Here is an 11,919-nt window from a genome sequence, read left to right on the forward strand (position 1 = left end):
CTGGAAGGTAATGAAAATCCTGATGTGAGGGCATTACATCCTGTGGCATGTTGATTTCCGGTATCATGGAGATATCGATATAAAGTTTACGATGGGGCCGCTGGCGGAGAACCCTGCTCCATCCAGCGTGCGTTCGGACCTTGACCGCGGTGTCCTCATTCACAGGCCGGCGGCGGTCCTCAGCTCCTCCACGATCTTGCGGTCCCTCTCCAAGGCCGAGGAAATCCTTTGCACCGGCGCGACCTCCACATCGTAGACGTTCATTATCGGGAGGCTGGCCAAGACCTTGTCCAGCTCCAGGTTGTCCTCCAGCTCGAAGACGAAGGTGCCGGACCTCTGCCCCTCGAAGAAGCCGCCCATGACCTTGTGCTCCTTCTCCATCTCCACCAGCATCTCCAGGGACGGAATGATCTGGTCGGTGAGCATGAACGCCGCTTCCTCGGAGGAGCCGCCGTACGACTCCTCCCTCAGCTTGAAGATGACCAAGTATTGTTGGGACACGTCACTGGGTAGGGGGCCAAGGGCTCTTTATCCTTTCTCCGAAACAGGGGATGAAAAGGTGGAGGGTGCTGAAGAAAGAAGCGGGGAGGGCCCCCGGCGCCCTACGCTTCCGATTTATTCCTGGGCCCCCGCGCGGCCCTTGATCTCGGCGTCGCCGCTATCCTCCGATACGTAGCGGTCGTAGGCCCACCCTGCCGCCAGGGATACGATGGCCAGGGGGAGCGCCACCACCATGGGGTCGATGACGTTGAACGGCGAGCCCAGGAGGGTCGCCTGCTTGAACAGGGCCTGGCATATGCCCAGCTGGGACGCTTCCGACGTGTGCACGAACACCGTCCACAGGAACCAGGACACCGCCCCGATCACCAGGCTCCAGGTCGCTGCGGTCTTGGACGGCTTCTTGGAGAATATAGCCATGCAGTACGCCGGCAGGAACGCGCAGGCGCACAGCCCCATGAACATGGCCGTCGCGCGGGCGATGATGTTCCCCGGCATGACAAAGGCCAGCAGAACGGAGGCCACGATCATGACCGCGGTGGCGTAGCGGGTCGCCCTCAGGGAGGGCTTGTCGTTCAGGGACGGGTCCCCCGGCAGGAGGCGGGACACCAGCTTGGTGGTCCGGATATGCTTCCACACGTCGTAGCCGGCCGAAGTGCCCATGGTGTGGAAGATGCCGCTCAGCGTGGACATTGCCGCAGCCAGGAGCACCAGCATGAACGCCACCACGAACAGGTCGGGCATGGAGCTGTTGATGAACAGGGGGATGATCCTGTCCACGTTGCCGCCCGCCGCATCGACGGACACCATCCCCTGGTTGTTCCAGAACCACACGTTGGTCAGCGGGCCCACGGTGTACGCTACCCCTGTGGTCAGCAGGATGAAGAGAGCGCCCACGGGGATGGCCTTGGTAAGGGCCTTGTTGTCCTTGGCGGTCATGAACCTGACCACCAGCTGGGGCTGGGCCAGGACCCCGATCCCTACGCCCAGGATGATGGTGGTGACCAGGGTGAGCCATATCGGCGAGCCCATCTCGGGCATGGTGGTCCAGCTGGTCATGCCCTGGTCCACCAGGTCCGCCGGGATCAGGCCCTGGGCCCCCATCCCGGTCAGCGCGCTGTGGGCCTCGGTCACGCCTCCCAGGAGGCTGTAGGTGAGCACCAGGAGGATTATCATCCCGATGACCATGATGACGCCCTGCATGGCATCTGTGTACATCACTGCCATCAGGCCGCCCAGCACCACATAGATGGCGGTCACCAGGGCGAAGGCCAGCAGCGCCACGTTGTAATCGATGCTCAGGGTTATGCTCAGGAACTGGGAGCCGCCGATGAGCACCGCCGAGGCGTACAGCGGCATCGCTATCAGGATCATGAGGCCGGAGACGAAGTGCAGGAAGCGGGACCCGTAGCGCTTGCCCATAAGGTCCGGGAAGGTAACGGCCTTGAGCTGCTGGCCGATCCTTCTGGTCCTCTTGCCGAACACCACAAAAGCGATCAGTACGCCCAGGCCGATGTTCAGGGCGGCCAGGAATATCAGGCCCATCCCGAGCCTGGCGCTGACCCCGCCGAAGCCGACAATGGCGGAGGTGCTGATGAACGTGGCCCCGTACGATATGCCGATGATCCAGGGATGCACCTTCCTGCCGGCGAGCATGAAGTCCTCGGAGCCCTTGGTGTGCTTGTATCCCAGGTAGCCGAGGTAGGCGGTCGCCACGACGTAGAACGCGGTGAATATCCAGAACAAGGCGGGGTCGACCATTCTCACTCCTCCTCGTCCTTCTTCAACCAGCCATAGGCAATGCACGCGATGGTTAGGCCTATGGTCAGGCCGTAACCGAACAATATCGTGGGGTCTTCCAATCCTAACATGTTTCTCGCCATTGTGACGTTCAATGAGGCCGGCGCGCCTCCTATGGCCCCGAAAATCACCGTTCTCCTATTTCATTGTGCGCCATGCTAGTATGGCTCACGGTGCCTATTAGCACGTAATCTAAGTGAGCCGCGAGCTGGACTCTCTTGCCCCCAGTGATCTCAGCTTCCGCACCCGGCGGCGCGTATCACGTGAATTGCGAGACCTCGAGCAGCCTGGCCCCGCTCTCGACCAGCTTCTTGGCCGCTTCGTCGATGGACTCGACCCTCATGATGAGCACGGCACACTTCCGGCCGGAGTAGGCATAGGAATACTCAATGTTGATGCCCGCCTCCCCCAGGGTCCTGATCGCATCGTACAGCCCTCCGGGCTGGTCGGTCATCTCGATGGCCAGCACGTCGGTGTACATCACGGTAAAGCCCAGGGACTGGAGCTTGGCGTAGGCCTTCTCGGGCTTGTCCACCAGGGTGCGGATGACGCCGTAGCCGGCGCCCTCGGCAATGGAGAAGGCGTTGATGTTGACGCCCTCTTCCTTCATGGCCTTGGCCACCGCGGCCAGCCGCCCCGGCTTGTTCTCCGAGAATATGGAGAGCTGCTTGATGCGGTATTTCTCGTACATCAGATATCCCTCTTGTCCACCACGAACTTGCTCTTGCCCTCGTACCGGGGCAGCGTCCCCGGCTCCACCAGCTCGACCGTGGCGCCGACGTTCAGGGAGCCCTTGAGACGGTACTGGATGCGCTCCCTGACCTCCATGAGCTTGACGATGTTGTCGGTGAACGCTTCCTTCTTCAGCTCCACGCGGACCAGCATGGTGTCCAGCGTACCCTTGCGCTCGACGACTATCTGGAAGTGCTCGCCGACCTCTGGTACGCTCATCAAGGCATGCTGCACCTGAGACGGGAACACATTGATGCCGCGGACGATCAGCATGTCATCCACCCTCCCGTATATGCGGCGGATCTTCGGGTGCGTCCGGCCGCATGGGCACGGCTCCGTCTCCACGGCGGTGATGTCGCCGATGCGGTAGCGCACCATGGGCATGGCCTCCTTCTGCAGCATGGTGACGACCATCTCGCCCTTCTCTCCCGGCGCCACCGGCTCGCCGGTCTCGGGGTCAAGGATCTCCGTGAGCGTGATATCACCCCAGATGTGGATGCCGTCCTGCTCCGAGCATTCCGAGAACATCGGCCCGGACATCTCGGAGGTGCCGTAGCAGTTGTACCCCCTTACCCCGAGCCAATCCTGCAGGCGGTCGCGCATCCGGATGGACCAGGGCTCCCCGCCCAGCAGGCCGACCCTCAGCCTGGTGTCGTTCTTGATGGAGACGCCCATCTTCTCCGCTACCTCTCCGAGGTGCAGAAGGTACGAGGGGGTGGCGGCCATAGCGGTCACACCGAGGTCCTGTATCAGCTCGATCTGGCGCTCGGTGTTGCCCGTGGACGCCGGGATCACCGACGCGCCCAGCTTCTCGCCGGCGTAGTGGAACCCCAGGCCGCCGGTGAACAGGCCATAGGTATTGGCCACCTGGATGACATCATCGCAGGTAAGGCCGATGGATGAGAGCGACCGGGCCAGCGAGAGGGCCCAGGTGTCGACGTCCTTCTGGGTATATCCGACGATGGTCGGTTTCCCGGTGGTCCCGGAGGAGGCGTGATAGCGGACTATGTTCCTTTTGGGAGCGGAGAAGATCTTGTCAGGATAGTTGTCCCGCAGGTCCTTCTTGCTCATGAAGGGCAGCTTGCGGACGTCGTCGAGGGACCTGATGTCGCTCGGGAGGACGTTGACGGACCTCATCCTGGCGTGGTAGAAGTCATTGGTGTCGTACAGCCTGTCCACCAGGGCCTTCAGGTGCCTGTACTGTACGGCCCTGAGCTCCTCGGGGGGCATGTTCTCGATGCGGGGTTCCCAGCAAACCATCGGTTCCTCTCTCCGGATGAAGCGCTCGACAGGCCGGGGAGGCGCCGCCAAAGGAGCGCCATCGCGGTCATCCCGCCTTCTGCCAGCCCGCGACCGCCATAAAGGGTCTGACGGGTGATAGCATGGAGCATTAATAGTTTTGTTGAAAACGCATGATGGAGCGCGGGATATGGCGGGGCGGAACCTATATTTGCCTGTTTCCATTATGTTCTCCCGATGGTGGACAAGATGGATCACCTGTACGCTGTGCTTGACGACCTTGATGATGACCTCCAGGCCATGCAGGAGGACCTTGAGGCCGTGCTGTTGCTGTTGAAAGACGGGGAGATCAAGAAGGCCCAGACGATCCTCGAGGAGATGAACTCGTTCCTCATCGACTTTCTGGAGCCGGAAGAGGGATGCGAGTGTGATGACGAGGAGTGCGAGTGCTACGTCATCGAAGAGGGCGACGGGGACGGGGAAGAGCCGGAGGAAAAGCCCGCCGCCAAGCCCGAGAAGCCCGCGCCCAAGAAGAAGTGATCGGCCGCCGGGGAGCGCGGCGACGCGGCTCTCCGCCAGCGGCTTTTATTTTCTCCCATTATCCGATGGCGCAGGCGTTTCCACTGCAGCGGGGCAGCATTGACTCTATGATGCCGGCGGCCTCGTCCACGTCCGCCGCGGTGATCCCGTAGTGAGTGACGAACCGCACCAGGTGGGGCCCGAACACCGAGATCAGCAGCCCTTTCTCGGCCGCCCGGTCCCTGAACTCCTGCCCGGTGAGCCCGGTGTCGGCAACGTCGACCAGCACCATGTTGGTCTGCACCGTGCTGAGATCGATCTTGAGCCCGTCGAACATGCCCAGGTACTCGGCCAGCCGCCTGGCGTTGTCATGGTCCTCCTTCAACCGGGGGACCATCTTGTTCAGGGCGACGATGCCAGGGGCGGCGATTATCCCGGCCTGCCTCATCCCCCCGCCCAGCATCTTCCGCTTCTTCCTGGCCCTCTCGATGAAGTCGCTGTCCCCCACCACCACGGAGCCGACCGGACAGCTGAGGCCCTTGGACAGGGAGAACATCAGGGAGTCGACGTGGCGGGCATAGTCCTTCACGCCGACGTCCAGCGCCACCGCGGCGTTGAATATCCTGGCCCCGTCGATGTGCACCTTCATCCTGAGATCATGGGCGGCCTTGGCCACCTCAGCCACCTGGGAAGGCGTCCAGCAAGTGCCGCCGGCGCGGTTGTGAGTGTTCTCGATCTCCAGCAGAGTGGTGTTGGGGAAGTAGATGTCCTCCCCCCGGGCGGCCTCCTGCACCTGGGCGGCGGTGAACCTTCCCCGGTCCCCCTCGATCAGGCGGGGGGTGACCCCGGCGACGGCGGCCAGCCCGCCGACCTCGTAGTACTGGAGGTGCGAGTCCGCTTCCAGTATGACCTCATCGCCCGGCCGGCAGTGCGCCAGCACCGACACCATGTTCGCCTGGGTGCCGCTGGTGACCAGCAGGGCGGCCTCCTTGCCGAACGTTCGCGCCGCCAGCTCCTGCAGCTTGTTGATCGTGGGATCCTCGCGGAAGACGTCGTCCCCCAGCTCGGCCTCGGCGATCGCCTGCATCATATCGGGGGTGGGCAGTGTAACGGTGTCGCTCCTGAGATCGATCATCTTCATAGTATTATCTCCTGACGGGGGCCGAGGCCCCCGCGGTGGCAACGCGGAGACATTGATACGCAATAAGATTTTTGACATTAGATGACCCCCGACCGAACTACCTGGGCCGCTCGGGAAGGACAACCCTGGCGGCCGCTTCCTCGGCCTCCGCCTGCCTCAGCCTGGAAACCTGGCGCCCGGCGGACCGCTCCCCCAGGACGTTCACGGCGAAGAAGAGGGCGAAGAACGCCGCGGTGATGGCCATGGTGTAGAGCACCATGGGGTAGACATCGGTCCCCGCGACCACCGACAGCGGGAGGAGTATGACCTCTATGATCAGCAGGACGGTGAGGAGGTCCAGCTCCGCCTCCGAAATCTCCACGGCGCCATTGGCGCGCCGGAGCCTCTCGGAGATCTGCCTGTGCTCCCGCTCCGCGCGCTCGAAGCCGTCCTGCCCCTTCACAGACATGGTGCTCCCAGAACGAATCGGTGCAGGGCTCAATAAAAGCTTCCGACGTCCGTCATCCTAAGAAAGAAAATATAGCCCTGATTGGCATGTTGCAGAGGATAAGATGAAGCGGCAGCTCATGAATATTCTGGCATGCCCCGTTTGCAAGAGAACCCCCCTCGATCTGGAGGTCTTCAAGGAGAGCGACAAGGGCATCGAAGAGGGGAGGCTGACCTGCCCCCAGTGCAGGAGGGAGTACTCCATATCAGAGGGCATCCCCGACATGTTGCCCAGTGAGAAAAAGTGACGGGAAGGGGTTTGCGGAGATCCCTCATCAGAGCTTGTCGATCTGCTTGTTGGCCGCCTCGATGGCCATGACCTCGGTCACCTGGCCAGGCTGTGTAGCGCCGTAGCTGATATAGCATACTACATTCCTTTCCTTGAGCACAAGGATCTTGCCGTCGTGACCTACCAGGTAGGAGACCGCATCGTAGATCGTCGCATTGTCGCCCACCTGGACGCTCTGGGGGTTCAACAGGCCCATGGGTGGGTTCCCAATGTAGCCCTGATAGAACGACTCGGCGCTCTCGCTTGAGTTAAAGAAGACTAATGTTATCTCGATGATGAAGGCCGGTTGGCCCGTGGCATTGTGGCTCTTGAGCGTGATGGAGCCGTCCTCATATGCCCCGGAGGGCATTGGCCCCGTAGCGTTGGAAAAGGCCTTGTACGCGGTCCATCCCGCGCCCATGTCCTCGGGCTGCAATATCTTCTCCGATATCTTCCCGGTGACGAGGTCTTCTTCCTCTGACCCGCTCCCCAGCAGTGCGATCGACGCCAGTATGAGGGCCGCGGCGACCGCCACGGTCACCAGCCCGATCGATATCGCCTTCTTGGGGGCCTCTTCTTCCCGCTTGCTTGCTGCTCGTCGTCCATTATGATCCTCTTCCGCGAAGGGAGGAGGTTCGAACGATGACAGCCCATTCTAGCAATGGTATGCGGCCCGGATTCTCCCTCTCCTTCCCAGGGTCCAAAGGGAGTGTGAATAAAAATAATGTGCTCTCCTTATCGATTGTGCGCTTGCCGAAGGTCCGCCGCTGGCGAACTTACAGCTTGGCCAGCGCTTCCTTGATGCGGCCCATTCCCTCGACGATGTCCTGGCGCGAGCACGCGTATGATATGCGGATGTGCTTCTCCCCGGCCGGACCGAAGGCGGACCCGGGGGTCACTGCCACATGGGCCTTCTCCAGCAGGTAGGCGGCCATATCCTCCGAGCTGATGCTCTGGTCGTACGAAGGGAACAGATAGAACGCGCCCTTGGGCTCGGGGCAGTTCAGGGTGGGGATCTCGTCCATCAGGTCCATGATGAGGTCCCGGCGGGCCTTGAACTCCTGCACCATGCGGTCCACGGAGTCCTGGGGGCCGTTGAGGGCCTCCACCCCGGCCTTCTGCACGAAAGATGTGCAGCAGGTGATCGAGTGGGTCTGCAGGGTGTTCAGCGCCTTGAAGATGGGAGTGGGCGCGATGGCCCAGCCCAGCCTCCACCCGGTCATGGCGTAGGTCTTGGACACGCCATTGACGGTGATGGTCCTGTCGAACATGCCCGGCAGCGAGGCGATGGAGACATGCTTGCCTTCGAACACCACTCTTTCATACACCTCATCGCTGAGGACCCACAGGTCCCGGTCCACCGCCAGGTCGGCGATGCCCTCGACGTCCGCCTCGGTGAGGACGGAGCCAGTGGGATTGGCGGGGGAGTTGATGAATATCATCCTAGTGCGCGAGGATATGGCCTCGGACACTTTCTCAGGGGTCATGCGGAACTCGGTGCTCTCGTCCAGGGTGACCAGTTTGGGCACGCCGCCCACCAGGCGCACGCAGGCCTCGTAGGTGCCCCAGGTGGGATCGGGAAGTATTACCTCGTCACCTTCGTCGATCATGGCCAGCGCAGCCATGAATATGGCCTGCTTGGTCGGGGTGATGAGGACGTTGGCATCGGTGCAAGGTATGCCGTTGATCTCCCTGGCCTTCGCCGCCACCGCCTTCCTCAGCTCGGGGATACCGGCAGAGGGAGTGTAGTGGGTGAAATGATCGTTCAGGGAGGCCACGCAGGCCTGGGTGATATTGTCGGGGGTGGGGAAGTCGGGTTCTCCCATGGAGAATGAGACTATGTCCGCTCCCTCATGCCTGAGCTTGCTGACGATGTTCGCGATCTTGACCGTGCCGGATTCGGGCACGTTTTTCAGACGCCTTGCAGCCATGTCCGTCCCCTAGGATATGATGACCCCCATTTAGCCTTTCTTATCATAAGGATATGGGGAGGGATTGTCCAGCGTGATATCGTACCGCCGCGTTGACTTCCCACCACCAATCATATGCCGGCGCCCGCGGGCGCCGCCTGTACTTTCCGTCGAGGATAGGGTTTTGCGCTCCCCCGGGGGGCCCGGAAGACCAAGGTCCAGCTTGAAAAAAGTCAGAACGGCGCGATACTATTCTAAAAATTTTAAATACCAGACAGGTGTAACGACCCCCCGGTGTTTACAAATGCCTTTTGAGTTGGACATGACCAAGCTCCGTTACGGGACCGACCTTGTCAAGCGTGGCTTTGCCAAGATGCAGCAGGGAGGGGTCGTGATGGATGTCACCAACGCCGAGCAGGCCAAGATTGCCGAAGAGGCAGGGGCCGTTGCGGTGATGGCGCTGGAGAGGGTCCCTGCGGACATCCGCGCCCAGGGTGGCGTTGCCAGGATGTCCGACCCGCTTATGATCGAAGAGATCATCGACTCCGTCACCATCCCGGTGATGGCGAAGTGCCGCATAGGCCACTTCGTAGAAGCGCAGGTGCTGGAGGCCCTGGGCGTTGACATGATCGACGAATCCGAGGTGCTGACCCCGGCCGATCCGTTCTTCCATGTAGAGAAGAAGAAGTTTACCGTGCCGTTCGTGTGCGGCGCCAGGGACCTGGGCGAAGCGCTGAGGCGCATCGACGAGGGCGCGGCCATGATACGCACCAAGGGCGAGGCCGGAACCGGCAACGTCATCGAGGCGGTCCGCCACCAGCATACCATCATGGGGAAGGTCAGGGAGATCCAGAACAAGGACAACCAGGAGCTTCGCGCGGTGGCCAGGGAGATACAGGCCCCCTTCGTGCTGGTCAAGGAGGTCGCCGAGATCCAGAGACTTCCGGTGATCAACTTCGCCGCAGGGGGCATCGCCACTCCCGCCGATGCCGCGCTGATGATGCAGCTCGGCTCCGACGGCGTGTTCGTCGGCTCCGGCATATTCAAGTCCGACAACCCCGCCAAGAGGGCCAAGGCCATTGTCGAGGCGGTCACGCACTACGACGACCCGTCCGTCATCGGCACGGTGTCCAAGAGCCTGGGCGACGCCATGAGGGGCATCGAGATCTCCACCATCGCCCCCGAGCAGAGGCTCCAGGAGCGGGGCTGGTGAACTACCCCGCCCTTAGGGCGGAATTTCTTGCTTCATGCAGACGGCTTGCCCTATCACCTGATGAGGCATATGCCGTCTGTCCACGAGCGAGTTCGGGCAGTTCCTGCCCTATCTTCAACAGTCCTCTATTGAGGATATTGATATAAGCGTTATGGTCACGCGAGAGAGACGACCCACAGTATGGACAGTCGTGCCACCTATCATCAAGTGTTTTAGGAACTAGTTCGCCACAGCATGAGCACTCCTAGCTCGTTCCCCTGGGAAGTACCTAAGTCATCCCACTATAGTGCCGATTGATGGCATTAGTCCTCCTTGAACGTGGAGATACTCCGTAAGTGGGAATTGATTAACATTCTCTATTTCTCACGGATTCTCGGAAGCGGCCGAGAGTACCCTGCGCACCACTTCCGGCACCGTCAGCAGCTCCGGTCCTAGCGACACGCTCACGTCACAAAGCTCGTACACCGGGCTTTGGTAGTCGCCGCAGGGGAACGCGCCCATGACCACGGCCACGGTGCCGTCCGGGCGCGATCTCAGCACCTCGCTCAGGGGAACGTCCCTGCCGTGGGGGGACATGGCCACCACCAGGTCGGCGCCGATCTCGGCGATGAGCTGTTTGAAGTCCCTGTCAGATAGGGAATAGCCTTCCGCCTTGCCGCCAGCGAGGAGCGAACCCATCTGCTGCAGGAACCGTATGTAATTGGGGGCGATCTTGGCGCCAGGCTCGACCGCGATGACCTGGCCACCGCGGGTGTGAACGAACACCCCCAGATTCCCCTGGCGGTTCAGCTCGGAACCTTGGAGAAGGAGAAGGCAGCTGTGGACGATGTCCCCGCGGCCCCGCCTATCCCCGTCATCCATGCTCTTTACGAGGTCCCGGTGGAAGTAGGCGTCCAGGGCCGGCAGCCCCGTACCCGCCGGCGCGAGCTCCAGCTCGGCGTCCGCCAGGACCACGACCAGCTTCACGACACCACTTCGCCCAGCCTGCCCATGGCGACGGCGTCCTTGATCTCCCGGGCGATGCGCTGCCCGGTGCTCATGCCTGGCTCGATCAGGTCGGAGTAGGGGGAGCCGGTGATGAAGGGGTTGGTGCCGGCCACGATGCGGCAGGAGATCTCGAACACCTTGAAGTCCAGCTTGTCGGTGACGATGGACTCCAGGCAGAACGGCCCGATGAGGCCGCCGAACAGCTCGATGCTCCGCTCGATAACGCTCTCGCCCATCTCGAACACTTTGGATAGGAGGCTCTCCCGTATCACCACCGGTATGTTCCCGGTGACCACCAGGCTGGGGAACATGCCGTGCTTCTTCAGCTCCTCGGTGGCGCCGAGCTTGTAAAGCTCGTCAATGTTGCTCTCGTCGCGGCGGTCCATGGAAAGGAGCTCGATGGAGCCGGTGCCCACCCTGTACCCGCGCGGGTGGATGGGGGAGTAGAAGTAGTGCAGGTAGTACCTGGTGCCCAGGACGTACTCCTGGATGGTGTACGATTCCTGGCTGAGGTCGATGCCCATCTTGAACTCCAGGTAGTCCTTGGCGATGAAGAAGCCGCGCCCGCCCTTGGCCCCATTATATTTCACCAGCACCGGTTCGGTGATGTCCTTGGCGTCGGCGATCCGGCGGGGCATCTGGATGCCCGCGCTCTCCAGCCAGGTGCGCTGCGTCTCGCGGTCCTCCTCCCACTTCAGCACCGCGCGGTTGCCGAAGGTGGGGACTTCCATGGCCTCGAAGCGCTCGGTCCCCATGTACTCCACGAAGGAGCCGTGGGGGACGATGATGACGTTGCGGTCCCTCAGCTCCTCGGCCCGGGTGACGAAGTCATCGTAGCTGTCGAAGCGGATGATCTCGTCCGGCTTGGCCAGCGGGAAGGCGTCATAGAACTTGGTCTTCTGGTTCACCGCCAGCCCCAGCGTCTTGAAGCCCTCCTTCTTGGCCCCGTTGAATATTTGGAGGGAAGTGTGGGAACAAAGCGTGGCGATGGTTATGTCCTTTGGGTCATAATCCTTGATGATGTCGAGGATCTTGTTTTTCGGGACCATAACGACAGATTTTTAATCCGTCTAATAAACCTTTCCCACCGCAAACTTTGTTGAATTATTCCTCCCGCCTCATCGCA

General features: G+C 61.5%; 14 protein-coding genes and 1 pseudogene. 3 read left to right on the forward strand and 12 right to left on the reverse strand.

Annotation, left to right across the window (positions count from 1 at the left end; genetic code table 11):
* Positions 1-159: 159 nt before the first annotated feature.
* The 5 genes from WYS_RS10520 to WYS_RS10540 all read right to left on the reverse strand — a co-directional run bounded on the left by WYS_RS10520 (position 160) and on the right by WYS_RS10540 (position 4,290).
* The gene (locus WYS_RS10520) at positions 160-501 is read right to left on the reverse strand and encodes a hypothetical protein (protein ID WP_026069027.1); all 342 of its coding nucleotides are present in this window, start codon (positions 499-501) and stop codon (positions 160-162) included.
* Positions 502-615: 114 nt separating this feature from the next.
* Positions 616-2,259 (reverse strand): sodium:solute symporter family protein, encoded by a 1,644-nt coding sequence (locus WYS_RS10525; RefSeq protein WP_019178133.1) that lies wholly within the window; start codon positions 2,257-2,259, stop codon positions 616-618.
* 2 nt (positions 2,260-2,261) lie between these two features.
* Entirely contained in the window at positions 2,262-2,369 is a 108-nt protein-coding gene (locus WYS_RS16580) for a symporter small accessory protein (protein ID WP_336603340.1), read from the reverse strand.
* Between the two features lie 188 nt (positions 2,370-2,557).
* Positions 2,558-2,989: a hypothetical protein gene (locus tag WYS_RS10535; RefSeq protein ID WP_019178135.1), complete on the reverse strand. Its 432-nt coding sequence runs from the start codon at positions 2,987-2,989 to the stop codon at positions 2,558-2,560.
* Positions 2,989-4,290 carry a phenylacetate--CoA ligase family protein gene (locus tag WYS_RS10540; protein ID WP_019178136.1) on the reverse strand — a complete coding sequence of 434 codons (1,302 nt, stop codon included), beginning with the start codon at positions 4,288-4,290 and terminating at the stop codon, positions 2,989-2,991. Before WYS_RS10540 ends, WYS_RS10535 begins: the two co-directional genes overlap by 1 nt.
* 216 nt (positions 4,291-4,506) lie before the next feature.
* Here WYS_RS10540 and WYS_RS10545 point away from each other — a divergent pair, with 216 nt between their 5' ends.
* Positions 4,507-4,809, forward strand: a complete 303-nt coding sequence (locus WYS_RS10545) for a hypothetical protein (RefSeq protein WP_019178137.1) — start codon at positions 4,507-4,509, stop codon at positions 4,807-4,809.
* A gap of 58 nt (positions 4,810-4,867) precedes the next feature.
* On the opposite strand, the gene WYS_RS10550 is transcribed toward WYS_RS10545, so the two are convergent.
* Both WYS_RS10550 and WYS_RS10555 read right to left on the reverse strand, forming a co-directional pair.
* The gene (locus tag WYS_RS10550) at positions 4,868-5,929 is read right to left on the reverse strand and encodes a threonine aldolase family protein (RefSeq protein WP_019178138.1); all 1,062 of its coding nucleotides are present in this window, start codon (positions 5,927-5,929) and stop codon (positions 4,868-4,870) included.
* Positions 5,930-6,026: 97 nt separating this feature from the next.
* The gene (locus WYS_RS10555) at positions 6,027-6,377 is read right to left on the reverse strand and encodes a hypothetical protein (RefSeq protein WP_019178139.1); all 351 of its coding nucleotides are present in this window, start codon (positions 6,375-6,377) and stop codon (positions 6,027-6,029) included.
* Between the two features lie 103 nt (positions 6,378-6,480).
* Here WYS_RS10555 and WYS_RS10560 point away from each other — a divergent pair, with 103 nt between their 5' ends.
* On the forward strand, positions 6,481-6,663 hold the full coding sequence (locus WYS_RS10560) for a methytransferase partner Trm112 (RefSeq protein WP_019178140.1): 183 nt from the start codon (positions 6,481-6,483) through the stop codon (positions 6,661-6,663).
* A 27-nt stretch (positions 6,664-6,690) separates the two neighbouring features.
* Here the strand turns inward: WYS_RS10560 and WYS_RS10565 are convergent, their stop codons facing one another.
* Together WYS_RS10565 and WYS_RS10570 are read right to left on the reverse strand one after the other, a co-directional pair.
* Positions 6,691-7,224, reverse strand: coding sequence for a hypothetical protein (locus WYS_RS10565; protein WP_019178141.1), 534 nt, complete (start codon positions 7,222-7,224; stop codon positions 6,691-6,693).
* Positions 7,225-7,459: 235 nt separating this feature from the next.
* Positions 7,460-8,614: a pyridoxal phosphate-dependent aminotransferase gene (locus WYS_RS10570; protein WP_019178142.1), complete on the reverse strand. Its 1,155-nt coding sequence runs from the start codon at positions 8,612-8,614 to the stop codon at positions 7,460-7,462.
* A 301-nt stretch (positions 8,615-8,915) separates the two neighbouring features.
* Between WYS_RS10570 and pdxS the strand changes: the two genes are divergently transcribed.
* Entirely contained in the window at positions 8,916-9,806 is an 891-nt protein-coding gene (gene pdxS, locus WYS_RS10575; RefSeq protein WP_201798823.1) for a pyridoxal 5'-phosphate synthase lyase subunit PdxS, read from the forward strand.
* Position 9,807: 1 nt separating this feature from the next.
* On the opposite strand, the pseudogene WYS_RS16665 reads toward pdxS, so the two are convergent.
* From WYS_RS16665 to WYS_RS10585, 3 genes and pseudogenes are all read right to left on the reverse strand, one after another.
* Positions 9,808-10,038 (reverse strand): annotated as a pseudogene (locus WYS_RS16665) (hypothetical protein); the annotation flags it as partial.
* A 131-nt stretch (positions 10,039-10,169) separates the two neighbouring features.
* Entirely contained in the window at positions 10,170-10,772 is a 603-nt protein-coding gene (locus tag WYS_RS15115) for a hypothetical protein (protein ID WP_019178144.1), read from the reverse strand.
* Positions 10,769-11,842 (reverse strand): formate--phosphoribosylaminoimidazolecarboxamide ligase, encoded by a 1,074-nt coding sequence (locus WYS_RS10585; RefSeq protein WP_019178145.1) that lies wholly within the window; start codon positions 11,840-11,842, stop codon positions 10,769-10,771. Before WYS_RS10585 ends, WYS_RS15115 begins: the two co-directional genes overlap by 4 nt.
* Positions 11,843-11,919: the final 77 nt, after the last annotated feature.

Source organism: Methanomassiliicoccus luminyensis B10 (assembly GCF_000308215.1).
GTDB classification, from domain to species: Archaea; Thermoplasmatota; Thermoplasmata; order Methanomassiliicoccales; family Methanomassiliicoccaceae; genus Methanomassiliicoccus; species Methanomassiliicoccus luminyensis.

Excerpts from the sequence above, each read along its gene's own strand:
- WYS_RS10525 (WP_019178133.1), bottom strand. The coding sequence starts at position 2,259 with ATGGTCGACCCCGCCTTGTTCTGGATATTCACCGCGTTCTACGTCGTG.
- WYS_RS16580 (WP_336603340.1), bottom strand. The coding sequence starts at position 2,369 with ATGTTAGGATTGGAAGACCCCACGATATTGTTCGGTTACGGCCTGACC.
- WYS_RS10535 (WP_019178135.1), bottom strand. The coding sequence starts at position 2,989 with ATGTACGAGAAATACCGCATCAAGCAGCTCTCCATATTCTCGGAGAAC.
- WYS_RS10540 (WP_019178136.1), bottom strand. The coding sequence starts at position 4,290 with ATGGTTTGCTGGGAACCCCGCATCGAGAACATGCCCCCCGAGGAGCTC.
- WYS_RS10545 (WP_019178137.1), top strand. The coding sequence starts at position 4,507 with ATGGTGGACAAGATGGATCACCTGTACGCTGTGCTTGACGACCTTGAT.
- WYS_RS10550 (WP_019178138.1), bottom strand. The coding sequence starts at position 5,929 with ATGAAGATGATCGATCTCAGGAGCGACACCGTTACACTGCCCACCCCC.
- WYS_RS10555 (WP_019178139.1), bottom strand. The coding sequence starts at position 6,377 with ATGTCTGTGAAGGGGCAGGACGGCTTCGAGCGCGCGGAGCGGGAGCAC.
- WYS_RS10560 (WP_019178140.1), top strand. The coding sequence starts at position 6,481 with ATGAAGCGGCAGCTCATGAATATTCTGGCATGCCCCGTTTGCAAGAGA.
- WYS_RS10570 (WP_019178142.1), bottom strand. The coding sequence starts at position 8,614 with ATGGCTGCAAGGCGTCTGAAAAACGTGCCCGAATCCGGCACGGTCAAG.
- pdxS (WP_201798823.1), top strand. The coding sequence starts at position 8,916 with ATGACCAAGCTCCGTTACGGGACCGACCTTGTCAAGCGTGGCTTTGCC.
- WYS_RS10585 (WP_019178145.1), bottom strand. The coding sequence starts at position 11,842 with ATGGTCCCGAAAAACAAGATCCTCGACATCATCAAGGATTATGACCCA.